At 48.0% G+C, this 26,026-nt stretch carries 20 protein-coding genes and 1 tRNA gene; 6 read left to right on the top strand and 15 right to left on the bottom strand.

The features are described from left to right. Nucleotides 1–62: 62 nt before the first annotated feature. From VFA_RS16995 to VFA_RS16985, 4 genes are all read right to left on the bottom strand, one after another. Entirely contained in the window at nt 63–476 is a 414-nt protein-coding gene (locus tag VFA_RS16995) for a GNAT family N-acetyltransferase (protein ID WP_004728088.1), read from the bottom strand. Between the two features lie 429 nt (nt 477–905). Further along, complete coding sequence (locus VFA_RS16990; protein ID WP_004728086.1) at nt 906–1,349, bottom strand: DUF2000 domain-containing protein; 444 nt, start codon at nt 1,347–1,349, stop codon at nt 906–908. A 455-nt stretch (nt 1,350–1,804) separates the two neighbouring features. Then, a complete protein-coding gene (locus VFA_RS23495; protein WP_232281740.1) occupies nt 1,805–1,954 on the bottom strand; it encodes a YDG/SRA domain-containing protein in 150 nt (49 codons plus the stop codon). Nucleotides 1,955–2,113: 159 nt separating this feature from the next. Beyond that, nucleotides 2,114–3,226: a Fic family protein gene (locus tag VFA_RS16985; RefSeq protein WP_004728083.1), complete on the bottom strand. Its 1,113-nt coding sequence runs from the start codon at nt 3,224–3,226 to the stop codon at nt 2,114–2,116. 226 nt (nt 3,227–3,452) lie between these two features. On the opposite strand from VFA_RS16985, the gene VFA_RS16980 reads away from it, so the two are divergent. Beyond that, nucleotides 3,453–3,971, top strand: a complete 519-nt coding sequence (locus VFA_RS16980) for an RNA methyltransferase (RefSeq protein ID WP_004728082.1) — start codon at nt 3,453–3,455, stop codon at nt 3,969–3,971. A 75-nt stretch (nt 3,972–4,046) separates the two neighbouring features. On the opposite strand, the gene VFA_RS16975 is transcribed toward VFA_RS16980, so the two are convergent. The 4 genes from VFA_RS16975 to VFA_RS16960 all read right to left on the bottom strand — a co-directional run bounded on the left by VFA_RS16975 (nt 4,047) and on the right by VFA_RS16960 (nt 7,358). Next, nucleotides 4,047–4,658 carry a winged helix-turn-helix domain-containing protein gene (locus VFA_RS16975; protein WP_004728081.1) on the bottom strand — a complete coding sequence of 204 codons (612 nt, stop codon included), beginning with the start codon at nt 4,656–4,658 and terminating at the stop codon, nt 4,047–4,049. Nucleotides 4,659–4,878: 220 nt separating this feature from the next. Next, nucleotides 4,879–5,988 carry an alpha/beta hydrolase gene (locus VFA_RS16970; protein WP_004728080.1) on the bottom strand — a complete coding sequence of 370 codons (1,110 nt, stop codon included), beginning with the start codon at nt 5,986–5,988 and terminating at the stop codon, nt 4,879–4,881. Nucleotides 5,989–6,457: 469 nt separating this feature from the next. Continuing rightward, nucleotides 6,458–6,532: transfer RNA gene (locus VFA_RS16965), tRNA-Gly, on the bottom strand. A 283-nt stretch (nt 6,533–6,815) separates the two neighbouring features. Beyond that, nucleotides 6,816–7,358 carry a DUF3332 domain-containing protein gene (locus VFA_RS16960; protein WP_004728079.1) on the bottom strand — a complete coding sequence of 181 codons (543 nt, stop codon included), beginning with the start codon at nt 7,356–7,358 and terminating at the stop codon, nt 6,816–6,818. Between the two features lie 275 nt (nt 7,359–7,633). Here VFA_RS16960 and VFA_RS16955 point away from each other — a divergent pair, with 275 nt between their 5' ends. The 4 genes from VFA_RS16955 to brnQ all read left to right on the top strand — a co-directional run bounded on the left by VFA_RS16955 (nt 7,634) and on the right by brnQ (nt 13,711). Then, nucleotides 7,634–9,250 (top strand): VRR-NUC domain-containing protein, encoded by a 1,617-nt coding sequence (locus VFA_RS16955; protein ID WP_004728078.1) that lies wholly within the window; start codon nt 7,634–7,636, stop codon nt 9,248–9,250. A gap of 63 nt (nt 9,251–9,313) precedes the next feature. Then, nucleotides 9,314–11,677, top strand: a complete 2,364-nt coding sequence (locus VFA_RS16950) for a fatty acid cis/trans isomerase (RefSeq protein ID WP_004728077.1) — start codon at nt 9,314–9,316, stop codon at nt 11,675–11,677. Nucleotides 11,678–11,739: 62 nt separating this feature from the next. Continuing rightward, complete coding sequence (locus tag VFA_RS16945; protein ID WP_004728076.1) at nt 11,740–11,928, top strand: hypothetical protein; 189 nt, start codon at nt 11,740–11,742, stop codon at nt 11,926–11,928. A gap of 481 nt (nt 11,929–12,409) precedes the next feature. Beyond that, on the top strand, nt 12,410–13,711 hold the full coding sequence (gene brnQ / locus VFA_RS16940; protein ID WP_004728075.1) for a branched-chain amino acid transport system II carrier protein: 1,302 nt from the start codon (nt 12,410–12,412) through the stop codon (nt 13,709–13,711). A 75-nt stretch (nt 13,712–13,786) separates the two neighbouring features. Here brnQ and VFA_RS16935 read toward each other — a convergent pair whose 3' ends face one another. Then, nucleotides 13,787–15,655 (bottom strand): methyl-accepting chemotaxis protein, encoded by a 1,869-nt coding sequence (locus VFA_RS16935; RefSeq protein ID WP_004728074.1) that lies wholly within the window; start codon nt 15,653–15,655, stop codon nt 13,787–13,789. Nucleotides 15,656–15,917: 262 nt separating this feature from the next. Continuing rightward, a complete protein-coding gene (locus tag VFA_RS16930) occupies nt 15,918–16,463 on the bottom strand; it encodes an RNA-binding S4 domain-containing protein (RefSeq protein WP_004728073.1) in 546 nt (181 codons plus the stop codon). 253 nt (nt 16,464–16,716) lie between these two features. Between VFA_RS16930 and VFA_RS16925 the strand changes: the two genes are divergently transcribed. After that, entirely contained in the window at nt 16,717–17,322 is a 606-nt protein-coding gene (locus VFA_RS16925) for a response regulator transcription factor (protein WP_004728072.1), read from the top strand. Nucleotides 17,323–17,333: 11 nt separating this feature from the next. On the opposite strand, the gene VFA_RS16920 is transcribed toward VFA_RS16925, so the two are convergent. The 5 genes from VFA_RS16920 to VFA_RS16900 are packed head-to-tail and all read right to left on the bottom strand — an operon-like array spanning nt 17,334 to nt 25,769. Then, entirely contained in the window at nt 17,334–18,989 is a 1,656-nt protein-coding gene (locus VFA_RS16920) for a response regulator (protein ID WP_256619523.1), read from the bottom strand. Between the two features lie 8 nt (nt 18,990–18,997). Then, nucleotides 18,998–20,374: a sensor domain-containing diguanylate cyclase gene (locus VFA_RS16915; protein WP_004728070.1), complete on the bottom strand. Its 1,377-nt coding sequence runs from the start codon at nt 20,372–20,374 to the stop codon at nt 18,998–19,000. Nucleotides 20,375–20,382: 8 nt separating this feature from the next. Next, nucleotides 20,383–20,997 carry a response regulator transcription factor gene (locus VFA_RS16910; protein ID WP_014257260.1) on the bottom strand — a complete coding sequence of 205 codons (615 nt, stop codon included), beginning with the start codon at nt 20,995–20,997 and terminating at the stop codon, nt 20,383–20,385. Further along, nucleotides 20,990–22,168, bottom strand: a complete 1,179-nt coding sequence (locus VFA_RS16905) for an EAL domain-containing response regulator (protein ID WP_004728068.1) — start codon at nt 22,166–22,168, stop codon at nt 20,990–20,992. Before VFA_RS16905 ends, VFA_RS16910 begins: the two co-directional genes overlap by 8 nt. Beyond that, a complete protein-coding gene (locus VFA_RS16900) occupies nt 22,158–25,769 on the bottom strand; it encodes an ATP-binding protein (RefSeq protein WP_004728067.1) in 3,612 nt (1,203 codons plus the stop codon). Before VFA_RS16900 ends, VFA_RS16905 begins: the two co-directional genes overlap by 11 nt. Between the last annotated feature and the right edge of the window lie 257 nt (nt 25,770–26,026).

The raw sequence follows: 26,026 nt of genomic DNA, 5'->3' as shown, positions 1-26,026 counted from the left end.
ACATGAGAAAGCCCGGACAATGCCGGGCTTTTTTGTGCCAAAACGTCTGTGTCAGACTCGATTTAAGCGGTGCGGGGCGTAAACTTTTTCGTCATACCATGACTTGCCGGCGCCACCAGCGTATAGCCGAGTTTTTCATAAAACTCGGGGCGGTCGGCAATCATCGACACGTACGATCCTTCCAGCACCACTGATGCGAGATAACGATCGATGTATTCCATGATTTCTCGTCCAAATCCGTTGCCTTGGTAATGTGGATCGACAGCGACATCGACTATCTCAAAATTACACGCACCATCACCGACCACGCGCCCCATGGCAATCAACTCATCGCCATCTCGAATGACAACGGCGTACAAACTATTCGGTAGTGCAATGGTGGCCGCTTGCAACGACTTTGGGGATAAGCCTGCTTTGACGCGCATCTCGCAAAATTCTGCAGGGCTTGGGACTTTCTCTTCGTATGTTATGGCCATTCCTTTACTCGCTCTGTGTTGAATTTCGAAACCCGGTTACCCGTGAACAACCGAAACGTGACAATGTCACCATGAATTCCATTGAACCTGTTGATGACGATTGACTTCCTTATGACGTAAAATCAATTACATAGTTAACGATTGTAGTCACAAGGTCAATGTTCATCGAACGCTGAATGGCGCATTGTTTGTAACTATTCTTAAACGGTCACGCTCGGTGTGACTCCGTGCTAACGGTTTGAAATATCACAAAGCAAACGCGTTCACAGCGCCTTTAATTCGCCGGGTTGTGAGGCCATTCGACGATGTTGTCTGCTAATTTTCGGCATCACCATTTTTTCGATATCAGACACTAAAATGGCTGATTTATACGCGTTAAAAAGCCCGGTCAATGCCGGGCTTTTGGGGGCAATGAGATTCAAGTCACCCTTACTTAAACAAGCTGAACTTATCGGTGAACTCTTTCAGCTCAGCGGCATCACCAAACATACAGATACCAAAGTATTCGAGATCCTGTTCTGCAGTTTCTGCGGTCGCATTCACTTGCTCTTCAGACGAGCCGACAATCATGGTGTGTGTAAAATCCGTGAATGGAAGACCGCGTTGCAGTAGTTCTTCACGCACTTTTCGAATTTTATTGGAGTTGTCTGCTTTCAAGACGATGAAAGGATAATGAGAAATGGACGGATGCGTGCCGCCATCTTTATCTTGATATTGTAGAAAACAAAGGTCATCGACCGCTTCAATTTGACCGACTAGCCCCGCTGTCATGTGGCCCAGCGCGTTAAACAGGCGTCCCATCTCCACTTTTTTATTCAATACCGCGATAAAGCGTTTTGAGCTTTCATCAGGTAACGTAGAAAAATCAATCATAACGATCCTTAATTCTTTTCAATAGACACCGAAAGGGTGTGAAACCATATGCGACCCAAAAGACCCGTATTGAGAACACGGCCAACTACGTGGTGGGTCGCCGTTGAAAATTGTGCAAGCCTCCGCCGAAAACGCTTGGTTGAGTGACATTCGCTTGAGGCACGGGTATGCGTCGGCTGCGCAGCATGCCATCAATAACGCGATGAGACATTGATATCGCAATAGTTTATCCAAGGTTTGAAGCGAAAGTCTATCACGTGATGCGCCTTTCCCCTCGTCAAAACCCTGTATAGAATCCGGCGTGAAAAAGGGGCCAAAAGCCCCTTCACGTCAAACCGCTAAGAACGGATTACTTATGGCCGATGACAAAAGCCATTTCATCGCCGTCACCAAACGGAGTGCCTTTCAAATCACTGAACTGTTTTTTGATTTCAAGGCCCGCGGCTTCTAATTCTTCACTCAAGCGCTCTTGAATCAGCATCCTCTTTTGCTCCGCCGCTGATACCAGCTTGCGTCGGCGGATGAATGCCGCTTTTTGCCAGTTCAATTCGGTTTTCGAAAATATCCCCGACGCTCACATCCTGGATGTGACCAAACACTCTCATACCTTTCCTTTCATTGATCATCGCGTCCTATTGCTCGAGATTCATTGAGAACCTTAATAGTTAACTGCATGTTTTCACTTGCATTTACTATACAGAGTTCCACTTTTGAATAGTCGACGCTATATCAAATTCAAGGCATATAATTGAATGAAATAAGACTTATATTGGGTATGAGGTCGCTAATTGGTATCGAGTACTTCGACCGCCAGCGTCGGATTTGACTAAGCAGCCCAATTCCACCAGCGCGGCCAAATGACGGGTCGCGGTGGGTTTACTGACTTTTGCTACTTTGTGGTATTGCGAGGTGTTGATGCCCTGCTCAAAATCGCCATCCAGCATTCGATTGAGCACTTTGGCTTGCTCGGCGGTTAATTTGGTTTGATCCACGTTGCGCCAAAAATGAGTTTTAAATAGGGTTTGATCGATCTCTTTCAGTACCTCAGCAAAGGTTTCGTCCAATGTATTGAAGAACCACACCAGCCAAGCGGTGATGTCTAAGTCGCCTTTTTGCGTTTGCTCTAGGATGTCGTAATAACTTTTACGGTTGGCAAGAATACACACCGACATGGCATAAAAGCGCACCGATTGTTGTTCAGCTTGCGCCAGCGCCAAGTCAGTCAGCAACCGTGTGATGCGGCCGTTACCGTCATCTAGCGGGTGCAGCGTCACAAACCACACATGGGTAATGGCAGCGCGGATCAGCGGATCAAGCGACGCTTCGTGTTTTGAGTCATTAAACCACGCGATGAACGTGGCCAGCTCTTGGTCCAAACGCGCCCGAGCCGGCGCTTCAAAATGGATCGTCGGCTTATCAATGCGTCCAGACACCACCTGCATCGGCGCGTCACCTCGAAGTTGGCCGCCAACGACAGGATTAAACAGCGTGTAGCCTTCGGGAAACAATCGATCATGCCAGTGCAATAGGCGTTCTAATGTCAGCGGTGCATCCAAATTTTCCACCGCATCGAGCATGATTTCCGCCAAACCATCGGTTTGTTCTGTCGTAGGAAACGGTCTTTCTTCCGTCAAACCGAGTCGGTTAGCCAATGAGGAGCGCACAGAGAAAGCGTTGAGGGTCTCCCCTTCAATCGCACTGGAATGCACGATGTTCGCCAGTAAGGTATCCAGCATGCTCTGTTTTTGATCAGGTGACTGGCTGGTGATTTTTCCCAGCAGAATGCCTTGATTCAGACGTGTTTGTCTCACCATCGGGGCGACCGTGTTGGAATCCCAGGTGAAGTGCGGCCAGTTGTCCTGCTGCCAAATCCACATAATGCGACCTCTGATGCGAAAGTTATCGTTATTCACATCAAAATATAATGCGATTAAACCACTTAATCAAATCATCATGCGATTCGTTTAGCTATTTTATTCGCCTCATTCGTACTCTCAAATACGTAAAACGCCATCTGGCCTAGCACTTCGCGGGCGTAAGAGCGATAATCCCGCCATTCGCGAGCAATCGCTCCAATTGCAATACAGAAGTAGAACCCCCGTCATGACAACACAATCAACGGTCATCATTGGATTGAGCAATCCGAAAAGTCCAACCAATGTCGGCGCAGTGATGCGCGCTGCCGGTTGCTACAACGCAACGCAAGTGCGTTACAACGGCACACGTTATAATCGCGCAGTGAAATTTCAGACCGACACGCACAACAGCAAAGCACGGATCGCCCTTGTGGAGATGGAAGACCTGACCGCGGACCTTGCTCCGGATGTTGAGATCGTCTGTGTCGAGTTGGTGGTTGGTGCCACCGCACTGCCCCAATTTGTCCATCCGCAAAACGCGATTTATCTGTTTGGCCCAGAGGACGGATCGCTGCCACAAGACGTGGTCGACCAAGCGCATCACGTGGTTTACGTTCCAACAAACGGCTGTATGAACCTTGCGGCAACAGTCAATGTGGTGATGTACGACCGATTAGCGAAAACGCTCGGTACGATCGACGATCAAGCGCAAATCACGGCCAATCGCGACAACAAAAACCGTTTAAAAGTAAAAACGCTCGCGTAAAGCGAAAAAGGGCCGAAAGGCCCTTTTGTTTATCTGCTATCAACACAAGCGGATTTCATTTCACTTGCTGCATGGCTACTCAAGAATGCGACGATAAAGGAAAGAGAGCATGCTTTGCGCGCCATTAAAATCCAGCAGCAATAACGCCGTGATCAAGGTGACCATCAGTGGCGTGATGAGCTGTGACAAGCAACGGGTTGATGGAAAACGCTGCATCTCGTCATCGTTCAACCGAAATTCACTATTGATGTAGCGCTGTTCGGGATAAGCCGGCGTCTGACGCGTATTCGCCGCAGGCTGCACGTTTTGCTCCGTCACTTCCACCAACTCTTCCAGTGGAATGACTGAATACACCGGATCGACTGGCGCAATGAAACGATAACCAATGCGCGCTTCTGTTTTAATGTATTCGGGATTTGTGGCCTTATCTCCCAACACCTTACGCAGTAACGAAATAGACTGCGTTAAGCTGGAATCATCAACTTTGTTGCCGCGTTCAACCCACACCTGTTGATAAATATCTTCTCGACTCAGCACCGCATTGGGATGGCTGGTCAGTAGCGTCAGAATTCTGGATTCATTGTCGCCAATAATGATTTTTTCGTCGTACGCATCCGTTAAGCTTTTTTCGACCGCATCGAACAGAAAGCGAGAGTTTATGACGACTTTGTCGTTAGGTGTTTCCATTGAATAGCAACCTCAACTAACCGTATTTTTCATAAAGTTGTTTCAGGGTTTGATTCACTGAATCATACCATTTGAGAATATCGCTATTTGTGTAGAATCTTGAATGACTTTATTAGAAAAATGAATAGGTTATTTTTTATTAGAGTTAGATTTGGTACTTTCGTACTATTGCCAGCCAAAACCTGACTAGCCTTGAGCTGGCAATAGTTTAACCTATTTTTTATGCAAGATGCGATTGAAAAAATGACGTCATTTTATCGAACGGGATCACGTCCATTTGATCGTACAAATCGGTATGGTTCGCACCCGGAATGATCATCAGTTCTTTCGGTTCGGCGGCCGCTTCGTACGCAGTTTCGCTGAAATAGCGAGAATGCGCATTTTCACCATGAATGAATAACACCGGACGCGGTGAGATCTCGGCGATGTAAGTCAAAATCGGCATGTTCATAAACGACAGTGGCGTGGTCAGTGTCCAAGCAGCGTTCGAATTCACCGCGCGTGGATGGAAGCCACGTTCAAGCGATTTGTAGTACGCTGCATACTCCACCACAAATTGTGGCTCTCCCCCTTTTAACTCAAGCGATACTGGGCCATAAGCGGGTTCACCTTGCTCGGCATCTGCCCAACGTTGTTGGCCGAGTTGCGTCAAAGCTTGTGTGCGTTGCTCCAGCGTCACGCTGTCGTTATAGCCTTTAGACATCACGCGTGTCATGTCATACATGGTGCTCGCAACAACGGCTTTCACACGTTTGTCGATGGCAACAGCGTTCAGAGCCATGCCACCCCAGCCACAAATACCAATGACACCAATGCGTTCGCGATCAACATTTGGTAGTAGCCCCACAAAATCAACAGCAGCGCTGAAATCTTCAGTGTTGATGTCTGGAGACGCCACATTGCGCGGTTCGCCGCCACTTTCACCGGTGTAAGACGGGTCAAAGGCGATGGTTAGGAAGCCACGCTCAGCCATGGTCTGTGCATACAAACCGGAAGACTGCTCTTTCACTGCACCAAACGGGCCACTGATCACCAATGCCGCCAGTTTTCCATGGGTTTGTTTCGGTTGATACACATCGGCCGCAAGCGTAATGCCGTAACGGTTTTTGAAGGTCACTTTCTTGTGGTCAACTTTGTCGCTTTTCGCGAAGGTTTTATCCCATTCATCACCTAAGGTGAGTTCGGTTTGTGCCATTACTTTGTGTGAAGTCATTGAGCCTACTCCTAATGCAACTAAGCCTGCGCCGGTTAATTTGAGTACGTCACGACGTCCTTCATTTGGCGCTTTTTCTGCGTTGGCAGCGGCGGTCATTTCGTGTTGTGTTGTCATGATTAACGTCTCCGTAAAACAGTGAATTGGCGTTTCGATAGCGCTATTGTGTCAAAGGAATCCCCTGAACCTGTAGCAAGATTGTCTCGACTTATTGCCTATTCTTCCTGAGCAAATCTTTTTTTTAGAATCATGAATTCAACGCAAACACAAAGTGACATTCAGAAATATCCTGCACATTGAAAGCCTATCGAACGAGAAACGTTCCACGAACGACGGCAGCCAAGTATCGAATGTCTAATTTAGGGCAAAGTCTTGAGGGACGATGATGATAAGGAGGCGATGTTGATGCGAGGCGTCTGCATGAACGCCAAACCGGATCAAGGGTTCCATCCAAAGCTTAAGGCATAGAGTGAATGAGAGAGCGAGGGCTAAGAGAAGATTTGCCAAACGGCAGATACGACAAAACACGCAATGAAGCGTGAGGGGACTGATTAAAACTTAGGGATGTTGTATCAAGGAAAGCACTTGGAGCGGGCAGCGGGAATCGAACCCGCATCATCAGCTTGGAAGGCTGAGGTAATAGCCATTATACGATGCCCGCGCATCGAAGCGATGGGTCTAATATGCCACAGGCTCAGAAAAAGAAAACCGTTTTTTTACTAAATTGCGGTCGTTTGCATAGTTAATAAACAATTGTACATCAGCGAGTTAGGAATTGGACGTTTTCGCGGAAGCGTTGGTGTTTTATCAACCAACATCACCCGACATCCACCAACGTCAACCAATGGCGGGCACATTCACCAACAGGACAAATTGTTTATTTCTTCAAAAAACATCAAAGCCTCCACAGGGAGGCTTTGGGTTATCAGCATGAGCTGCGTTGTTTATTGCAGACGCGTCGTCGCGACGTAGTTCTCTAGCTCTTGATTGGATACCGTCGTGACGTATTCGTTATTCACATAAAACGCCACGCCCGCTTCCATTTTCTGACCGCGCAGTGTTTCTTGTTTGCCATCGAGGTAGGTCACATCCATCTCAATGGTGTGTTCGTCAATCTGTTTCCATTGGGTGTCTTTGATGGTGGAGTGATTACCGAGTGGCGTATCCGTCAACGAGCTATCCAATTTGTCGTTCACTTTTAACATGGTATCAGCCGGTTTATCGACCACTGCAGGTGATTTGCCTGAGATGGGGTTGGTACCGGTCCAGAACTCCACGGCATTGACGATAAAGAGGTCAACAATTGAGGCAATACCGTACACAGGCGAGAGTAACAAGAACAGGCCTTCACGACCGTAGCGGTTATCCACCACTTCTAAGTTAAACTTGGTCACAAGACCCGTCGTTGCCATTTGTCCCATACAACCGGTTAAAGAGCTAATGCCTAAGCCGACGGCCATTGCCATCACTAACGATTTACGTTTCATATCCTTCACCACTGATTTTGTTGTTGTTTCCCTTATTCAAGGTAGACCATCGGCATACATGTGTTTGGCTTTTCCACGAAAATCGTGTTTTTTTTGAACCGTGGTTCTGCTTTGAGAACAAATGCAACGTGTTGGTGATGAAAAGTGCGGCGTTCACCGCCCTCACCTTCAATCGTTCAAATCAAAGGCCATCGACTCATCTCACGCTGAACTTCTCCTTCTGACGCGCTATGATGACTGACACCTTAAGCGCAATGCCGAACAACAGAGACTTCATGCCCACACTGCCCGTTTTGCCCGACGATTATTACCTGACGAACTTTAAGAAGCTGACCGCTCATGCGACAGAGTGGTATTTTGATTTATTGCACAGTGATGAGCAGCGCTGGTTGCACGATTTTGATCGCCTGTCCCACGATGCGCAGTGTCTGCTGGTTCGCTTGTTGTCACGCAAAGGCAATTGGTTTCGCAGTGACAAAACTGAATATCGGGAAATCCGCCATCAAGCCCAAGCGTGCCAAGAGTTGGCTGAGAGCGGTTTTGTGGTGTTGAACCCAGACATCGATGCGGCAACGTTAGCCCGTGAGCTACTGACCAAAGCTGAGCTCATCACGTGTTACCCCCACCTGCCCAAGCAGTTGAAAAAAGAGGCCCTGATTGCCGCGCTGCAAGACGAGCCACCCACTCAGCCGGTATCACTGCCGTTTACAGTCATCTATCTCAATCAAGGCGAAATGATTGCACTGTTGTTGATCCTATTTTTTGCCAACACACATCAAGATTTTTCACAGTTTGTACTCGACGACCTTGGCCTAAATCAATTCGAAGACTATCAACTCAGCCGCGAACGCCGCTTCTTTCAGCATCGCGACCAGGTGGATGTCCTGCGGCGCTTAACCCATATTCAAGCGCATTACGAAACCTGTCCCAAACCGACGCCCTGCGAGCTAGACGATTGGGTGACGTTGCTACCAAGCGCTTGTGACCACCCTTATGTGGAGCGAAAGCGTCAGCATGTCATGAATCAGTTAGCACGCGATTACGAGCGGCACAGTGCATTTGACGCTGCCTTGGCGCTCTATCGTCAAACCGAAGTCATGCCCACTCGTGAACGACAAGCGCGAATTCTGGATAAGCTGCAACGTGTGGATGCCATGAGTGACATTGTCACGAATATGTTGTCTCAACCACGTAACCATTCCGAATTTGAAGTGGCCGAAAAGCTCAAGCAGCGCGTGTTACGTTTACAAGGTCAAACCGTGCCTCGCAGCGCCAAGCCGAACCATCAAACGCGGCATCTTACGCTGGATTTATCTCAGCAGCGGGTCGAACTGGCGGTGAAATCTCACTTCGAGCAACAGGGTTATCAGGTCTATTACTTGGAGAATCAGTTTCTCAATACCCTCTTCGGCCTCTGTTTTTGGGACGCGGTATTCGCACCAGTGGAAGGCGCCTTTCTCAACCGCTATCAACACGCACCGCTGGATTTGTATCACGACGATTTCATCGCCAAACGCGAACCATGGATTCAAGCCGCCTTTGAACAATTGGCGTGCAGTGGCGTTGCACCGTTATGGGCACGCTGGCAAGAAAAATACGCCTTCGCAAACCCATTCGTATTGTGGGCCAACTGTGATGAAACCTTGTTTACGTTAACCGACCAAGCGCTGCCAAGGTCACTGCTCGCCGAACTATTTCGCGTTCAATTGAGCGACCTCAAACTCTATCGTAACGGCATGCCCGATTTGATTGTGTTCAAAGACGGGCAATTTGAATGGATAGAAGTCAAAGGCCCGGGCGATAAATTACAAGACAATCAGTGGCGTTGGATGGCGCAATTTACCCGCTTAAACGTGCCTTTTTCCGTCTGTTACGTGAATCATTCCACCTAAAAGATGGTGATCTGCGATGCTCTTTGCTTTAATTAGGGCAAATTTAATCAATAAGATAACTGAATGAAGTTCCGTAAATTATTCGTTGTTGGTTTGGTCACCCTCTTCTCGGGTTGTGCCGTTCTCGCGGGTCTGAACTATGACCAGATCTTTGGTAAAGCTGAAGTTCGCGATCGTCAAGCGCCGATCGCATCTGCACAAGCCCACTTCTTTCTCGACCAAGTCAAACCCATTATCGACAAACGCTGCGTGGTGTGTCACGCCTGTTACGATGCGCCGTGTCAGTTAAAAATGTCCTCGGTGGAAGGCATCGACCGGGGCGGTAGCAAAGACATGGTCTACCAAGGCACCCGTTTGACCGCGGCAACACCCACTCGCCTGTTTGAAGACGCTCAGTTGACCGAAGAGTGGCGCGAGTTCAATTTTCATCCGGTACTGAATGAACGCGACCAAACGCCAGAAGCCAACCTGCAAGCGGGGTTAATGGCGCGCCTGTTAGCGCAGAAAGAAGCGCACCCATTACCGCAACAAGATCAATTGGAAGGCTTTGATTTCTCGACGGATCGTGAGCAACAGTGCATCACGATTGAAGAGTACGAATCATACCAACATAACTACCCGAATTGGGGCATGCCCTTTGGTATGCCAAACTTAGCAAAAGGCGAATACAACACGCTGATGACGTGGCTTGAAAATGGTGCCGTGATGAACGAACACGTACCGTTGACATTAGAAGAGCAATCGTTGGTGAATCAATATGAAGCGCTGTTTAATGCCGATGCGTTGAAAAACCGCCTCGCATCGCGCTACATCTACGAGCATTTATTCCTGTCGCATCTCTATTTTTCGGACATCAAGACCGACGATGGTCGACCACGCTTCTTTAGCATGGTGCGCTCGGCAACGCCACCCGGCGAACCTGTGCAACGCATTACCACACGCCGTCCATACGACGATCCTGGCGTTGATCGCGTGTACTATCGCCTGATTCCGGAACAAGGCACGATCGTCGATAAAACGCACATGCCGTTTGCGCTCAACATGAAGCGGATGCACGATTGGAAAGCGTGGTTTATCGATGCCCCGTATGCGGTTGATGCATTACCAAGCTACGATCCACAAGTGTCAGCCAACCCGATGACCGCCTTCATTGAGCTGCCGGTCAAAGCCCGCTTTAAGTTCATGCTCGATAACGCACAAAACACCATCATGGCGTACATCAAAGGGCCAGTCTGTCGTGGCCAGTTGGCGTTGAATGTGATCAACGATCGCTTCTGGGTGTTCTTCCTTGATCCCGATAAAGCTGATTTGCCCGAAGTGAACGAGTTCTATCATTCACAGGCCGAAAACCTCAAACTGCCCGGCGAACTAGAGAGCAATACGCTGCCGCTGAGCAACTGGATACGCTTTTCGAAGCAGCAGGCGCGCTATCTAGAGGCCAAATCTGAATTCACCAACCGCTGGTTCAAAAACGGAACGCATCTTTCCACAGACGTGATTTGGGATGGTAGTGGCACCAATCACAGCGCGGCACTGACGATTTTCCGCCATTTCGACAGTGCCTCCGTGGTACAAGGCTTAGTGGGCGAAAAGCCGAAAACCGCTTGGGTGATCGATTACGCGCTCCTAGAGCGCATTCATTACCTGCTGGTGGCCGGATTCGATGTATACGGTAACTTCGGTCATCAGCTGATTACCCGCATGTTCATGGACTTCTTGCGTATGGAAGGTGAAAGTAACTTTGTCGCCTTGCTGCCGCGCGATGTGCGCCACAAAGAGATGTCGAGCTGGTATGCGGATCAAAGCCCGCAGTTTTCTGATTATCTGCTGCGTAACGTGAAACCGTTCGACCAACCCACGCAAGTGCACTATCAAACCACCGATTACAAATCAGAGCTGTTTGATAAACTGCGTGAGCATGTTTCCCCCATTCTGACGCCGCGCTACGACATCGTGGATACCGGTTTCACGCCAGCACATGAGCAGGCGCTAGCCAGTATCAGCCGAATCAAAGGCGAAGGCCTGCGTGCGATTCCGCAAATCCTCATGATCATGATCGAATCGGATCAAGGACAACCTCAACTGTTCACGTTGCTGCACAAAAATGCGCACACCAATATCTCGAGTTTGTTTGATGAAGAGAACAATCGGGACTATAAAAACGATGATCTCACGATCGTTCGTGGGGTGATCGGAAGCTATCCGGCTGCGTACCTAAATCTCAAAGAGCAGGACATTCCGGAATTGGTTGAACGTTTGCAAACCCTCGACAGTGAAGACGATTACGTCAAGCTATTGGATCGATTCGCGATTCGCCGCAGTTCACCGCAATTCTGGCCGTTCAGCGATCAGGTTCACGCTTGGTATCGACACGATCAACCTATCGAATTTGGTCTGCTTGACTACAATAGATTTGAGAATCGATAAAAACGAGATTTGAGAATCGATAAAAACGCTCAACTTCACGTTTAGTCATCAGGAGGTGCGAGATGAACATTCGAGAAAACATTGATGCATTGGAGCAACAAATTTACATCGCTTGCTCTGAAGGGGACTACGAGACCGTCAACATGCTGGAGCAAAAGCTCGAACGCCTACGGGGCAAAATAGAGCATCCGTTTGACGAAGACCCCTATTCACTTGAAGGTCGCACCTTTATGGATGACGACTGGCGTTAACGAAGGGAGCCTGATGGCTCCCTTTTTCATCCCTCGCGGCTCTGCGCGCCGACATAACAACGAAATCACCTGACCAAAAAACACACTGTATTGCAATAATGTTAAGTGGTTCATTTTGTTTCAAAGTTTGTTTTCTAGATGATCATTCCAGTTAAATGCTCAAAAACAGAAATATCCACCATTCACTGATTAAAGGGTTGCCATGTTATAGGGCATCCGTTTATAACAGTTTCACACAGGGCGGATTCACCTCCCGATTTTTTCTGTCAGTCAGGATTTTGTATGTCAGTCATCGCATCCACAATTTGTTCGCAGCACCGTCGCCGACAAGTGATCGCAGCCGACCTACTCCTCCTGCTCTCTCTGGAACTCAACCGGGGCTGACAGGCTATTTTATTTTTCTGTCAGTGAGAAGTAACTGGCAGAGTCTTCAACTACTCACTTGCTGGAAACTTCAAAGCTGACATCTTTGAGGAAGACTATGTTAAGTGCACGCAACATCGCCGCTTTGGGCTTTATGACCTTCGCCATGTATTTAGGCGCCGGCAACCTTATCTTTCCCCCGTTTTTGGGCTATCAAGCCGGTGAACATCTGTTTCAAGGCATGGCTGGCTTCCTATTAGCCGGTGTCGGTTTACCCGCCTTCGCATTGGTGGTCGTCGCTCTGGTCGGCGGCTCAGATAACCTCACTGCCGTGCTGCCGCGCCGCTTAGCCACTGCATTCTGGATCATGGTGTTCATCGTCATTGGTCCTGCGTTTGTGATTCCCCGTGCAATTACCGTGGCGTACCAATTCGGTTTCAGCCCATTTTTTGGCGACCACGCGCTTGTGCCATTTTCGATTGTCTTTTGCGTGGTTGCGGTGCTGTTCTCGCTGTATCCGGGGAAATTGGTCGACAACTTGGGCAAGTTCTTAACGCCTGCACTGTTAACGATTCTGATTGTGATGGCGATGGCTGCCCTGTTCTTCCCCAATGAAGGTGTGTCGGCCGCGACAGGCGCTTATGTCAAAGGGGCGTTTGCTGAAGGGGTGACGCAAGGGTACATGACCATGGATGCATTGGGTTCCATCGGTTTTGGTTGGGTGATCTTCCGCGCCATTAAAAGCATGGGCGTGAACAACCCCAAAGCCATCACCAAGTACACCTTAATTGCCGCGTTGATGTACGCCGTTGCGATGGCGCTGGTTTATATTGCCTTGGCTTACATTGGCGCAACCAGCAGCGGTGAATTCACCAATGGCGGTGACATTTTAACCACGTTTACCACTGAGCACTTCGGCGTCTTTGGCACGCTGTTACTCGGCGCCGTGATGGTCTTGGCTTGTTTGACAACAGTCATCGGTGTGACGACTGCGGGCAGTGAATTCTACAGCCGTACGTTTACGAACGTGTCGTACCGCAACAGCGTTTTGGTGACGATGGTCATCTCAGCTTTGGTCGCCAACATCGGTTTGGAACAACTATTGGCGATTACGTTGCCAGCGGTTGTCGCGCTGCACCCGATTGCGATTGCCCTGCTGTTTATTGCGCCATTGCAACGCATGGTATCGATGTCAGGCGTGTTGGCAACGGTCGCAACCGCCTTGGTTTTTGGTGGTTTAGACGCACTGCATATTTTGGGAAGTATGCCTGCCAACGTTGACGCGGTGTTGAGCCAATACTTGCCGCTGTACACCTACTACGCGGGGTGGATTGTTCCGACCGCCGTGGTTCTCGCACTGGCAAGTGGCCTGTGTGCTTTGAGTCGCCCTGCCATGGCCCGCGCAGTCACCGACAACTAATCGTTGAGTGAAACGCTCGGTATCAAAACGCAAAAAGCCCCGAATTTCGGGGCTTTTTTCTGTTCAGCGCAACACTCAAACTTTGAATTTGCTCAGAATGTCTTCTTGCTGATGGATGCTTTCCATCTGCGACTTCATCGCGGTGCGCACATCTTGCGAACCAACCACAATCTGCGACGACAAATCTTTAATTCGGTAAGTGTTGTTATTGATCTCTTCCGCCACCGAGCTTTGTTCTTCCGCCGCCGCGGCAATTTGAGTGTTCATGTCGTTGATTTGCATGATCGCCCCCTGAATGCGTTTGATTTCCGCATTGGCTTCATGTGCATGTTTCACCGCAGATTCCGCCGTCACTTTGCTCAATCGCATCGCATCAGACACCGCGCTGCTGCCTGATTGTAGTTGCGAGATCATGTCTTGAATTTCCAGCGTTGAGTGCTGTGTCCGTTGCGCCAGCGAACGGACTTCATCGGCAACCACCGCAAAGCCGCGGCCAGATTCACCGGCACGTGCCGCTTCAATCGCCGCATTCAGCGCCAGCAAGTTGGTTTGGTCAGAAATATCGCTGATCACTTTCAAAATCGATTCAATGTTATTGGCGGCAATCGCCAATTGCTGCGCTTCGTTCACTGCAGAATCAATACGACAAGATAACTCATCAATCGATTCAGTGGTGGCGACCACAACACTTGATCCGTGTTCCGCCGCTTGTTTCGCTTCTCGGGCAGATGTTGCTGCGTTCTGGGCGTTGCTCGCTACATCCTGCGCGGTCGACGTCATTTGATTCATCGCCGTCGCCAGTTGTTCCAGTTCGATCAATTGCGAATGAATGGTTGTTTCGGTTTTCTCACTGTTTTCCGAAGAGATGCGTGCGCCGCTTAGAATGTCTTGCGCAATCAACTGTGTATCTTGAATGCGTTTTTGCAGATCCGCGGTAAACAAATTGAAGCTGTTTGCCAGCTCAGCAAATTCCTGATCAGTATCGGTAGGAAGACGCTGCGTCAAGTCCCCTTCGCCCGATGCGACGTTTTCAATCGCATCATTCACTTGAGCAAGCGGCTTCATCAGCGCACGCAACACCATCATCAAACATCCCATGCTGACGACAACCGCCAACACGGCAAACCAAAGTGAGCGGCTCAATAATGCACGCACGGGTTGATAAGCAATTTGCTCATTCAGAATCGCACCGACGTACCAATCATGGCCTTCAATTTTGCTGAAATCGAGTGTGTGACTGACGTGGTCAAGCATGACGTGACGCACATTTTGCGTGACATCGACGCCACCCAGAAATTCAGACATCGGACGCCCAGTGTACTGCTGCTCTGGATGAGTCACAGTCTTGCCATTTGATGACACAAGGAACACATAACCAGCACCGAATAGATCCACGTTGTTGATCATCTCAGCCAAGCTCGACAAATTCATGTCAAACACGGCTACGCCGACAAAATGGCCTTGCTGGCGCAACGGCACAGCAATGGATGCCACCATGTCTTGGGTTTCTAAATTCAAGTACGGTTCTGTGAAAACCAAGCGGTTTTCACGTTTCGCCAAGCGATACCAAGGACGCGTTCTCGGATCCCATGCCGCTGGCAATTTAAGACTGTTGTTATTAAAAATATAACTGCCGTCAGCTTCAAACGCAGCGCCCGCAATACCGAACGTGCGAGTAATTTGTGGCTGCATCAGCACATTGAGGATCGCGTCTTTGTCGAAGTTTTGCTCCATCAAAGAGACGCTGTAATTAACTAACGATTGTTTGGCATCCAAGATTTCCTGGGTTGTGTTTTTCACTCCCCCCACAATTTCATTCACACTACGTTCGTATTGCGAAGTCATTTCCTTTTTGACTAAAAAGTACTGTTGGGTACTCATCAGTCCGACGGTCACCAGCAGCAACAAAGAAGAAGCGGCTACAATTTTGTGTTGAAATTTCATTCGATGCCTTAAGTTGAGATCATACAAAACGGCCAAAATGTACGGGCAGACCGTTTAAGAGGGCGCAGCTTAAAGCTTCGCCACATTCAATTATTGTTCTCAATCAAGTGTTACCAAATTATCAGAATTACCCTACAAGCAAGGTAATACGCATTACCTTAAATCCTTCATCTTGGCGAAAAAAAAAGAGCCTTTCGGCTCTTTTCTGCGTTTACACGTTTCTATCGTCACCATCAAGTATTGATCGCCACGGGCATGCAACTTAGAAGAAGCTGATTGCGTTACGACCGCCCTTCTCGTGCTTTGGCGTGTCATCTTGTCCATTCGATTGCGACGCCCCTTTCGATTTGGGATCTTTGCGAGCGGACTGGGACAATTTGTGGTTCGATTGTTTCCCAGTTGATGATTGACTCTTGGACTTTTTGCTCGGCGCGTTTTTCTTAGATGCCGATGCTTTCTGTGACGCCGCTTTCTTTGGTGCGGAAGCTTTCTTTGCTGCAGGCGGCGTGGCCGCTTTGGGCTTCTCTACCACTTCAGTGACGGGCGCATCGCAGATAATCAAGTAGTACTCTTCGTTGAATTCCACTAAATCGCCATCATAAAGCTTACGGCGCTTGCGCATTTCAAGCTCACCATTGACGGCAACGTAGCCTTCCGCAATGGCATACTTCGCCTCACCGCCACCGCTGACCACGTTCGCAATCTTTAATACTTTGTACAATTCAACCGGCTGAGCATCAACTTCGATGCCAATCGCTTCAATTTCAACTTCTTCATCGTCCCACTGTGGGGTTTCAAATTCATTCATTTCGGTGTCTCAACAACATTTGGCGCTAGTGTAACGTGCAGTCGATGATTAATAAACGTAATCCTTTGCGTTGAACGATTTGCGTTCAGACAAACGTTTTCGCTAATTTGTAGCTAAATTACATAATTCTTATATACAAGACTTTTCATTTATCAATTCACCAATTACTATGCATGCACACGGATAATATTTTGTTTAATGGAAGGAGTGCCATATCAATCATAATCAGAAAACATAACTAGGATAGTCTAATATGCCTAACGTTATAAACCGCGCACTTATCGTCAATCCGTATCCCCTAGAGCAGCACGCTCTTGAAGATATCGTGAAATCCACGAACTTGTTCCAACACATTCACTTTGCGACGTCCGCTGCAGAAGCGTATCGCGTGGTGAGCCAAGTCCCAGTAAACTTTGTTCTACTTGAAGTCGAAGCATATGATGCCAGCGGGCTCGACATTTTGCGTCGCCTGCGAGCAAAAGGCTTTACCGGAAAAATTTTGTTTATCAGCGCAATCGATAAAGCCATGTATTCGAACGCAACCCATAAGCTGGGTGCGAATGGCTATCTGTTGAAAAGTGAAGAACTGCCCGTGATTCAGGAAGCAATCACCAGCGTGATGCGCGGCTACAATGTGTTTAAACATGAAAGCCGCAACAAAGAAAGAGATGGCACAGAACTGTCTAAGCGAGAAACCGTGGTGTACCACTATTTGCTGGCCGGGATGACTAACAAAAAGATCTCGGAACTGCTGTCGATCAGCAGCAAAACGGTCAGCACGTATAAAACACGCATTCTTACTAAATACGGTGTGAAATCAGTCATCGAGCTGATTAATCAAGCCAAAATTGCGGCTTAATCGCGAACATGCTAGAGCGCAGCGTTCGCCAAACGATCATTAAACAGCTTCTTGACGGTATTTGCGGATTGATACACATCCGCACGTTCTTCTCGACTAAACACAAATGACTCTTGCACAACCTGCTCACATTCAAAGATCAACTTACGAATGCTCACTGCCGACAGAGATACCGGAAAACCAAACTCCATCGCTTTGAGCATCGTTACCGCCATTCTTGGGCACTGTCGGCGCTCTTGATACTGCGTAAACGCCATCTCGATGCCCTGAATCCGGTTATCTTCGTTCAGCGTGCTCCAGGTATGTCGCACGTTATCCAAACGATTGGTTTCCGCCTGGCACTGCTCGTTTAAAACTTGGAGCTGCGTGCGAGTGACCAGATAGGCAAACTCCGTTTGATCAATCGGCTGAACCGGAATTTTTGCCAATAATGATCGACATAAATCCACCTGTTGCCCCAGCAATGCGAGCTGCGCGCAGTACAGTTGCAACTCAAGACTAAAACTCGGAAAGCGCTTGGCCGTGTGATACAGCTTGGTGCGAAACAGTTTATAACTGCCAGAATTCAGGTCGTAATGCATGTCAAACAAGTTGAGATATTCCGGCAATTCAGGCAGCACCTCTTCATGCCCTTCCAAGCGTTTCATGTCCTGCTTGATGTTACGCAGATTGCGTAGCGATTGTTCGTTGAGTTCTTGAATGCTCAATAACGCATTACGAATCACCGGCACATGGTTCACCAGGCTATCCCGATACGTACGCTGAGCCATCATGCGATACTGCGAAAACAGCTCGTGCGCCTTATCGAATTGACCATTTAACTCACACACGCGCGCAAAGTTCTGAAGCCTGTCCATGTTCTGCGCTTTATCATACGCGGATTTGATTTCATTCAGCGCATTGACTTTCTGCCCTTTGAGCAAACACAACTTGGCCATGCATTCATGCAGAACGGGGCTGCGATTGAATTTGTAGCGATCCCACAAGGCAATGTATTTAGCGGCGTTGTCGTAGTCACCTAAAATCAGGCAGGCAGAAACAAAGCCGGAAATCGCCCACATGGTAAGTTGCTCATTCAAACTTTGCTCATATAAGGTTTTGGCCTCTTCGACAAAGCCATTCTTAATGTAAGTACTGCCCTGCAGGCGTTTCAAAAATGAGCTGTATTGTGGGTGCGTTTGTTCTGCAAACTCAAATGCGCGCTGAATGTCATCATAATCTTTCGAGCCATCCAGCTCGTAGAGTTCACGTAGCACCAGTTTGCGCGCGAACGCGCGCAAGATTCGATTTTTAACCAGAAACACCGAATACGGTTTAACGATGTATTCGTCGGGTTCCAAATCAACAATTGAACGGACGCGTTCCATTTGCTTTTCCCCAGTCAACATAATAAATGTGCACCAAGGTGGAACAAGGTCGAGGTATTCGATTTCCTCAAAAATCTGCTTCCCATTCAGATCATCACCAAAATTGTAGTCGCAAATAATGAGCTCGATCGTCTCCTCACCCAATAACTTAATTAATGTTTTTGAATCTTTGGCAGTAAATATGTTCTCAGAAACAAAACCCATTTCTCTCAGTAATAGTCGAATATTAGACAATACCAAAGGGGAATCATCGGCCACGAGTACTTTAATATCTTTTAATAATTGCGGTGTCAGATTCATAGCTTCCCTTACACAACGCTCACTTGTGCATGTATTGGATTAGATTGTTTTTCAGAGTACAAATTAGAATCAGCGCGTTTTAACGCTTCTTCAAATGTTTCAGAGTTCATTAATAGTGTGATGCCTACAGAAATACTGACATTCAATTTATATGATGAAAACGTGGTGCCCATGACCGCTTCTTTCAAACGTTCAGCCAGAATAATTGCGTTATCCAGATTACATCCGGGCAGCACTGCCACAAACTCATCCCCACCCGTTCGAATCAGATAATCGTTCTCGCGAAAGACTTGGCGCATACCATAAGCAATCTGCTTGATCGCGTCGTCTCCCACATGGTGGCCGTATGTGTCGTTGATTTGTTTGAGTTTATTCCCGTCAATGGCCATGATCGCGGCGCCAAAAGCTTTGAGATCTTCCGAAAATTTCTGATCTTTGAGCACATTTCGGTTGAGCAGACCGGTCAAATCATCCAGTTTCACGTTTGACTCTACTTCAAACAGTTTGCTCCTGTTCATTTTGAGTGTTCGGAACAGGTAGATGACGTAAGCAACGCCCACCCACATCACAACAAACAACCACATGAGTCGGAAAACGATCCAGACAAATGGTACTTTATACACATAAACCGTTGAATTGTCGGCGATGTATTCCTTGGTCGACGCAATATGGTCCATCAACGAGTTGCCGTAAGTCAACTCGTTGAAAGTGACCGCATTTAAAACATGCGAACTGATTCCTAACTGGCTCAAATCGAAAAATCGAGTGAGGCCCACGTCAATATTTAAATCACCCACAATTAAATTGTGTAAAAACACTGGGCTAGAAATCGTGACATAGAGATTATCCGAACCCTTTTTGTGATAAACACGTGAGACCAAAATCCGGTCTGATAACCGGCGTTCAGGTGCATTGATCGTGCACACGTAATCGCTACCACACTCTTTGACAATCGACACTTCGTCTTTGTCCGACGATGTCATATCGCTCAAATAGGAACGGTAATACATGACATCTACCTGAGGCAAAATGGCCGGCATCGTGGAGACAAGAAATTGAAATTCGTTTGCTAATTCAATATCAATGTTGGTCGGTTTAAGATTCTTATGAAGATTGTATTTGCGGTTTTCAATATCTTTCAATGCACTTAAATCGGTTTTTTTAATCGAGTCGGTTTCTTGGATTTTATTTTCCAATATACGGCTGGTTAGGAACAGCGTTTGTTTGTACTGTTCCATCACATTGACAAAATTTTCAAACTCATGATTACGACGGTCTAAATAGGACTCTGAAAATATAATCAGAGTCACTAAATAAGCCACGAGACTAATCGTAAAGCTATGAATTATAATATCTGAAAGATACTTACGGTTGATGTCTTTCATGACTAAACTCAGTTAATAACGCTATCATTCAAACTCATCAGTTCAACAATCGAATTCACCTGATATTTATCAAGAATACGGCTTTTATACGTACTGATCGTTTTGGGGCTGAGCGATAATATTTCTGCGATCTCTTTATTACTTTTACCATCGACAAGAAAACGGAACACCGCGAGTTCTTGTTTCGACAGTTCAACATCCATGGATTTCGTATCGGTGGTTACTTTGAAAAAGCTATAACCATTTAGAATGCACTCCACGGCATCTTGTAAGATCGACAAATCCTCAGATTTACTGATATAGCCATCCGCGCCGACGCGCATTGCAGTTTCAGAATACAAACGGCTTTCACTCGCTGATACAAATAATGTCTTACCTGTGAATCCTTGCAGTTTCAGCCGGCGTAGCACTTCGAAACCGTCCAGCTTAACCAGATTGACATCCAAAATCAGAAAATCTACTTGTGTTTGGCGCAGTTTTTTAACTCCAACGAAAGGATCACTTTCCACCAGCACTTCCGTAAAACGGGGATTGCGGTCTAGAATCTGCTTCATCGCCATACATACCAAAGGGTGGTCATCAAGAACCAAACCAGTAAGACCAGATTTTGTTGTTTTATACATGACTTAATTCACTACCATTAAAATGCTCAATGGGACGCGGCTTCCCAGTGTAATAGCCCTGACATAGGTCGATGCCCAGCAGGTTCAAAAACCTCCATGTATCACTATCCTCAACGCCTTCCGCAACAAGACGCATGTTTAGTTGTTTTGCCATTCTCACGATGACATTCAGTATCGCGCGTTTCCGTGTGTCTTTATGGCTAGACACAATCAGTGCGCGGTCAATCTTCATCTCGGTAAACGGTAGATCCGCCAATTTCAGCAGCGATGAATAACCGGCACCGAAATCGTCGATGGCCAGCTCTACACCGTTGAGTCTTAAACGGGCAAAGTTCTCCACCATGACCGAGTCATATTGATAAACCTCCATTTCTGTCAGTTCGATAATCAGGCGACTGGGATTAAATCCACGCTCGCGACAGCATTCCAACACGCGTTTTGCAAATTGGGGGTCAGCAAAATTTGTATGGGTTGCGTTCACCGATACCGTTCCGAGAAACTTCGCTTTCGAAAAATCATTCAGCGCTTGCTGCAACACATAAAAGAACAAGCGGTTATGCCAATTGGCTTGCTCGATCAGTGGCAACAGCAAATACGGTGTTAACACGCCATATTCCGGGTGATACCAACGAATAAGCGCTTCATAGCCACCAGCCACCCCATTTTTGAAACGGCATTGCGGTTGATACACATTGCGCAAATGCCCGAGCTCAAATGCCTCATCCAAATCGTCAACAAATAGCGAGGGCAGCGTTTTGGCGCAATATTTTTCGGTGTTCGGGGAGCCTACGGTTTGTAACACCGATTTCAGGCACTCCGATGTGACCGGTTTGGGTAGCGATGCCACCAAATCCAGTCCCAGTTGCTGGCACATCATCGCTGCCAGCTTAAGGATGTTTTCGTCATGTCCGCTCAACAAACACAACCGTCCGGTATACTGACGCTCCGCCAATTCACTCAGCAGCGCCAAGCCATCCATTTCCGGCATTTCCAGATCACAAATGATCAAGTCGAAATTAAATTTTTCGCACAGCTCCAGCGCGTCACGGCCATTGTGAGTTACATGAATTTGAGTGACGCCAAGTTGGCTAATCACCACCTTGAGCACACCACAATGAAGTTGGCAATCATCAACGACTAAAACCAGTTGAGATGCAGAATCAATGTTCATGAAGCCACTCCTCCGCGCGTTGAATCGCTGATGTCATAATCTGAACCAGTTGGTCCAATTCAGTCTCGTACGCTTGAGCACCACGGCTCGCGCACTGTTCTAAGTGCTCTGCAGCCAAACGAATGTCGTGCTCCCCAACGGTACCCGCGCCACCTTTAATGCGGTGGGCTAAGCTTTTGACTTGTTTGGGATCCATGCGTTGGGACAGCAATGAACCCAGGTCGTCTTGCATACTGCTAATAAAAACCTCAACTAACATTTTCGCGTCTTGAGGCTCATAGGCTTGCCACCAGCTTGATTCGCTCTCGTCACTGCGATTGGGCAGAAATTCCGCCAAAATTTGATATAAGCGATTTAGCCCGTACGGCTTGTAAAGCACCGTGTCGAAGCCGGAAAGCAATGCACGTTCGTTGGCGACACGGGAGTCTTCCGCAGTACAGCCAATAATGGCTTTGTTGGAAAACTGCGGAAAATGGTCGCGCACTAAACTTGCCAATTGATACCCGTCCATGACCGGCATGTGACAATCCGTCAGGAGTAAATCGAAGTGGTCAGGGTGATTTTTGATTTGGTCATACGCTTCTTGACCATTGCTCACCACCTCCACACTCAGGCCAAAAGACGCCAATTGACGGCTAATCACCAGTTGGTTAATCGGGTTGTCCTCGGCAACAAGGATATGACCGACCAATTGGCCGGTTACGACCTCTTCGTCGGGTTCATTGTCAGAGACCTTTTTGAGGACATTCCGTAGTAAATCGGGGAAGAATGGGCTCACGCTCAGTTCAACCACATTGTTGGCACGTAAACTGAATCCATTCATGTTGTTGCGCAGGATCACCGTCATATCACGAGGACGATCGTTCGACACGGTTTGTCCGTCGTCATACACATCAATACCGCCTGATGACGCATTGTTCTCTGCTTTCACACCCCACGCGTGAAGCCACTGTTCAATCAAAGGATGGCTTCCGTGGTAGTGCACAGGCGTCTCTGACAACGGTGCTTTAAAATAGCTTTCCACTTGAATCGGAATGGTCACCTGAATACTGGTGCCTTTTCCTTGTTCACTGTCGATGGTGATGTCCCCTTTCATGACTTTCACAAGGTCATGCACAATCGCCAGCCCTAAGCCCGTGCCGCCGTATCGGCGTGCAATCGTGGAGTCAGCCTGAACAAAGGGATCGAAGACAGTTTTTAGAAATTCAGGAGACATGCCCTCGCCGGAGTCACTGATATTCATCACCATGTCACGCTCTGTCACATCGATATCGACACTGACAAAACCTGACTGGGTAAATTTGATCGCATTTGAGAGCAAATTATTGATGATCTGACGCAGGCGGAGCGAATCGACGATAACGGTCTTCACTCGGCCCGGTGTCCAGTTCACGTGAAAATCCAGTGATTTTTCGCGCGCCGCCGTACAGTGCACACGCAATAACTCACCGATCTCATGCAGCAAGTAACACTTGACTGAATCAAGTTCGAGTTGCTGCGCTTCGAGTTTCGAGAAATCAAGAATATCGTTGACCAACAGGTGCAAGTGATGCGCCGATGACATGACGTTATTAAGAATCAGTCGTGTGTCTTCATTGGTTTCACGAATTTTCAGCATCTCCAGCAAGCCCACCATGCCAGCAATCGGTGTTCTCAGCTCATGGCTCATGCTGGCCAAAAACCGTTCGCGAGACAGTACTGCTTTTTGCGCCACATTTTTTGCCTGACGCAGATGACGCTCTTGCTCTTTTTGCGCCGAAATGTCGTTCACCACGGTCAGAATGAATTTCTCATCATTCTCCCCGCCTCGTAGCTGCGTGCGACGATAATTCACGGTGTTCATACCGCTTGGACAATCTGTCACATCGACGTCATGTCGTGTCACCGTTTGCCCTTGTAGAACCGTATTAAACTCGGCCACGTTTTCAACCAAACACGCCGAATTTGCCGCTTCGGCGCGCATGCTGCACGGTGAACATGCCCCCGGCCCTGCGCCCTGACAATTGGTCAGCAGCAATTGATAGTGTGCGTCATGAATAAAAATACGATTAGGTAACCCATTAATGACGTGTTGCAACAGCGCCAACTGCTCTTTGCTGTGCAGTGCATCGCGCTCTTGAATCGAGACTTTCAGCTTCAGGTTTTTGCTCCAAAGAAACCCGATGAATCCTAGCAGCATCAAAACAGATGTCAGAATGGCTGAGCCGGTTACCACCAGCGATTTATCCACTCCATACACGATGTTGAATGGGCTGTAGCTGTTTTGAAGACGCATGATGTCGTTGGCATCCACCGAGGCCAGCATGCCTGCCAAAATACCTTTGAGTTCAGTGTTGTCGCCGCGAATCGCCATCGCGATTTCGATTACCTTGTCTTTGCCTTTGTGCACCACGAAGCGATCTTCCCCGCGCTGCGACAGCAGGTATTCAAGGATATCGTGGCGAATGTACGCACCAGTGAGCTTGCCATCTTCCAGATCGTGAATCAGTGAGATCACGCTGGTGTACGTCGCCAGATGCTCACCAAACACTTGATCTTTCACATATTGATACGTCGGGCTGTCTGAAAACAGCACGCCGACCTCTGCGTCGTCCGCTTTCTTCACGCCCGGTAGTTCGATGAGGTTATACGTGATCGACATCATGGTGTCGGTCACATACATCCAGCTCGGATTGTTTACGCCTTTGACCACCATCGGTAACACGTCAATCTCGCCATATTTCAGCATCTCGACAGGGCCTAACCCCTCGGTTGCTGGTACGTAATCGAAGTTGAACGCGGTTCTTGCTTCAATCAGTTTCAACATGTCGTTCAGGTAGCCACCATAATGGCCATCACGATTGCGATAAAACAGCGGGTACGCGTCGTTCCACGCGGAATAACGAATGGGTTTCAGGCCGGCGTCTTTGTAATTCAGCGCCGCCATATCCACTTGGTGATAAGGGTTCGACGAACGTATCAGCGACTGATCGCCCTGACGACTGAGAACGTTGTCGATTTCTTCGACCAACGCTTTGAAATGAGAAGACGCCGCAATACGCACCTGCTGTGGTTTGCCCCACGCAGGCAGGTCAATCTGACCCAAGGTATTCAGCGGATGTTTGACCGATGTCAGCAACGAGCTGTAGCTTTCCAGCACCGCATCAATTTTGCCATCTTCTAGGTCATTCGACAGGCTAATGAAATCTGGCACTTCAATGACGTGTAAAAAGCCCATGTCCGCCAGTTGGTCGCAATACACCGCACCTTTGATGCAGCCCCAAGTCAATGAATCGGGCGCCCAATGGCTAAGGTTCTGGTTGCGATACCACACGGCGGTCGAGCTGGCATACAGCGGCTCACTGTAAACCAAATGACTGCGATCACCTGCAAAAACGCCGACGGCGACATCCGCTTTTTGGCTCTCGATGGCACGCTCAAGCGACGCCATATCCGAAAACAGCTTGTACTTGGGCGTAAACCCGATCTCGCGCGCTAATGCTTCAATATAATCGGTATTGATGTCTTTTAAGGGGTCTTGTCCATCCAATTGATGCTGTAACATCGCCACGGTCAGTGAATTCGCTCCCGTATGCCCAGCAGAAAACGCAAGCGCAGGCATACTCAAACAATATGCTGAACTTGAAAAAGCAGAGATGATTAAGGAGATAAGTAGTTGTTTCACTTCCGTCTCGATGTTGTAACTGGCAGACGGCGCAAGAATAGAATTTACGGAAAGAATGTCAAATGTGGGCACCCATAAACAAAAAGACTAATGCACTGTATTTACAGGATATTTTCTTTGAATGTAGGACTATTCTGATATAAAGTTCAGACTTAAAACGGTGTTTCATTGATCAAGGTCATAAGCCGTAGGAC

It is taken from the genome of Vibrio furnissii CIP 102972, from assembly GCF_000176175.1.
GTDB classification, from domain to species: Bacteria; Pseudomonadota; Gammaproteobacteria; order Enterobacterales; family Vibrionaceae; genus Vibrio; species Vibrio furnissii.
Note: the sequence above shows the minus strand (reverse complement) of the source record. Positions and strands in the feature narration are given on the sequence as shown.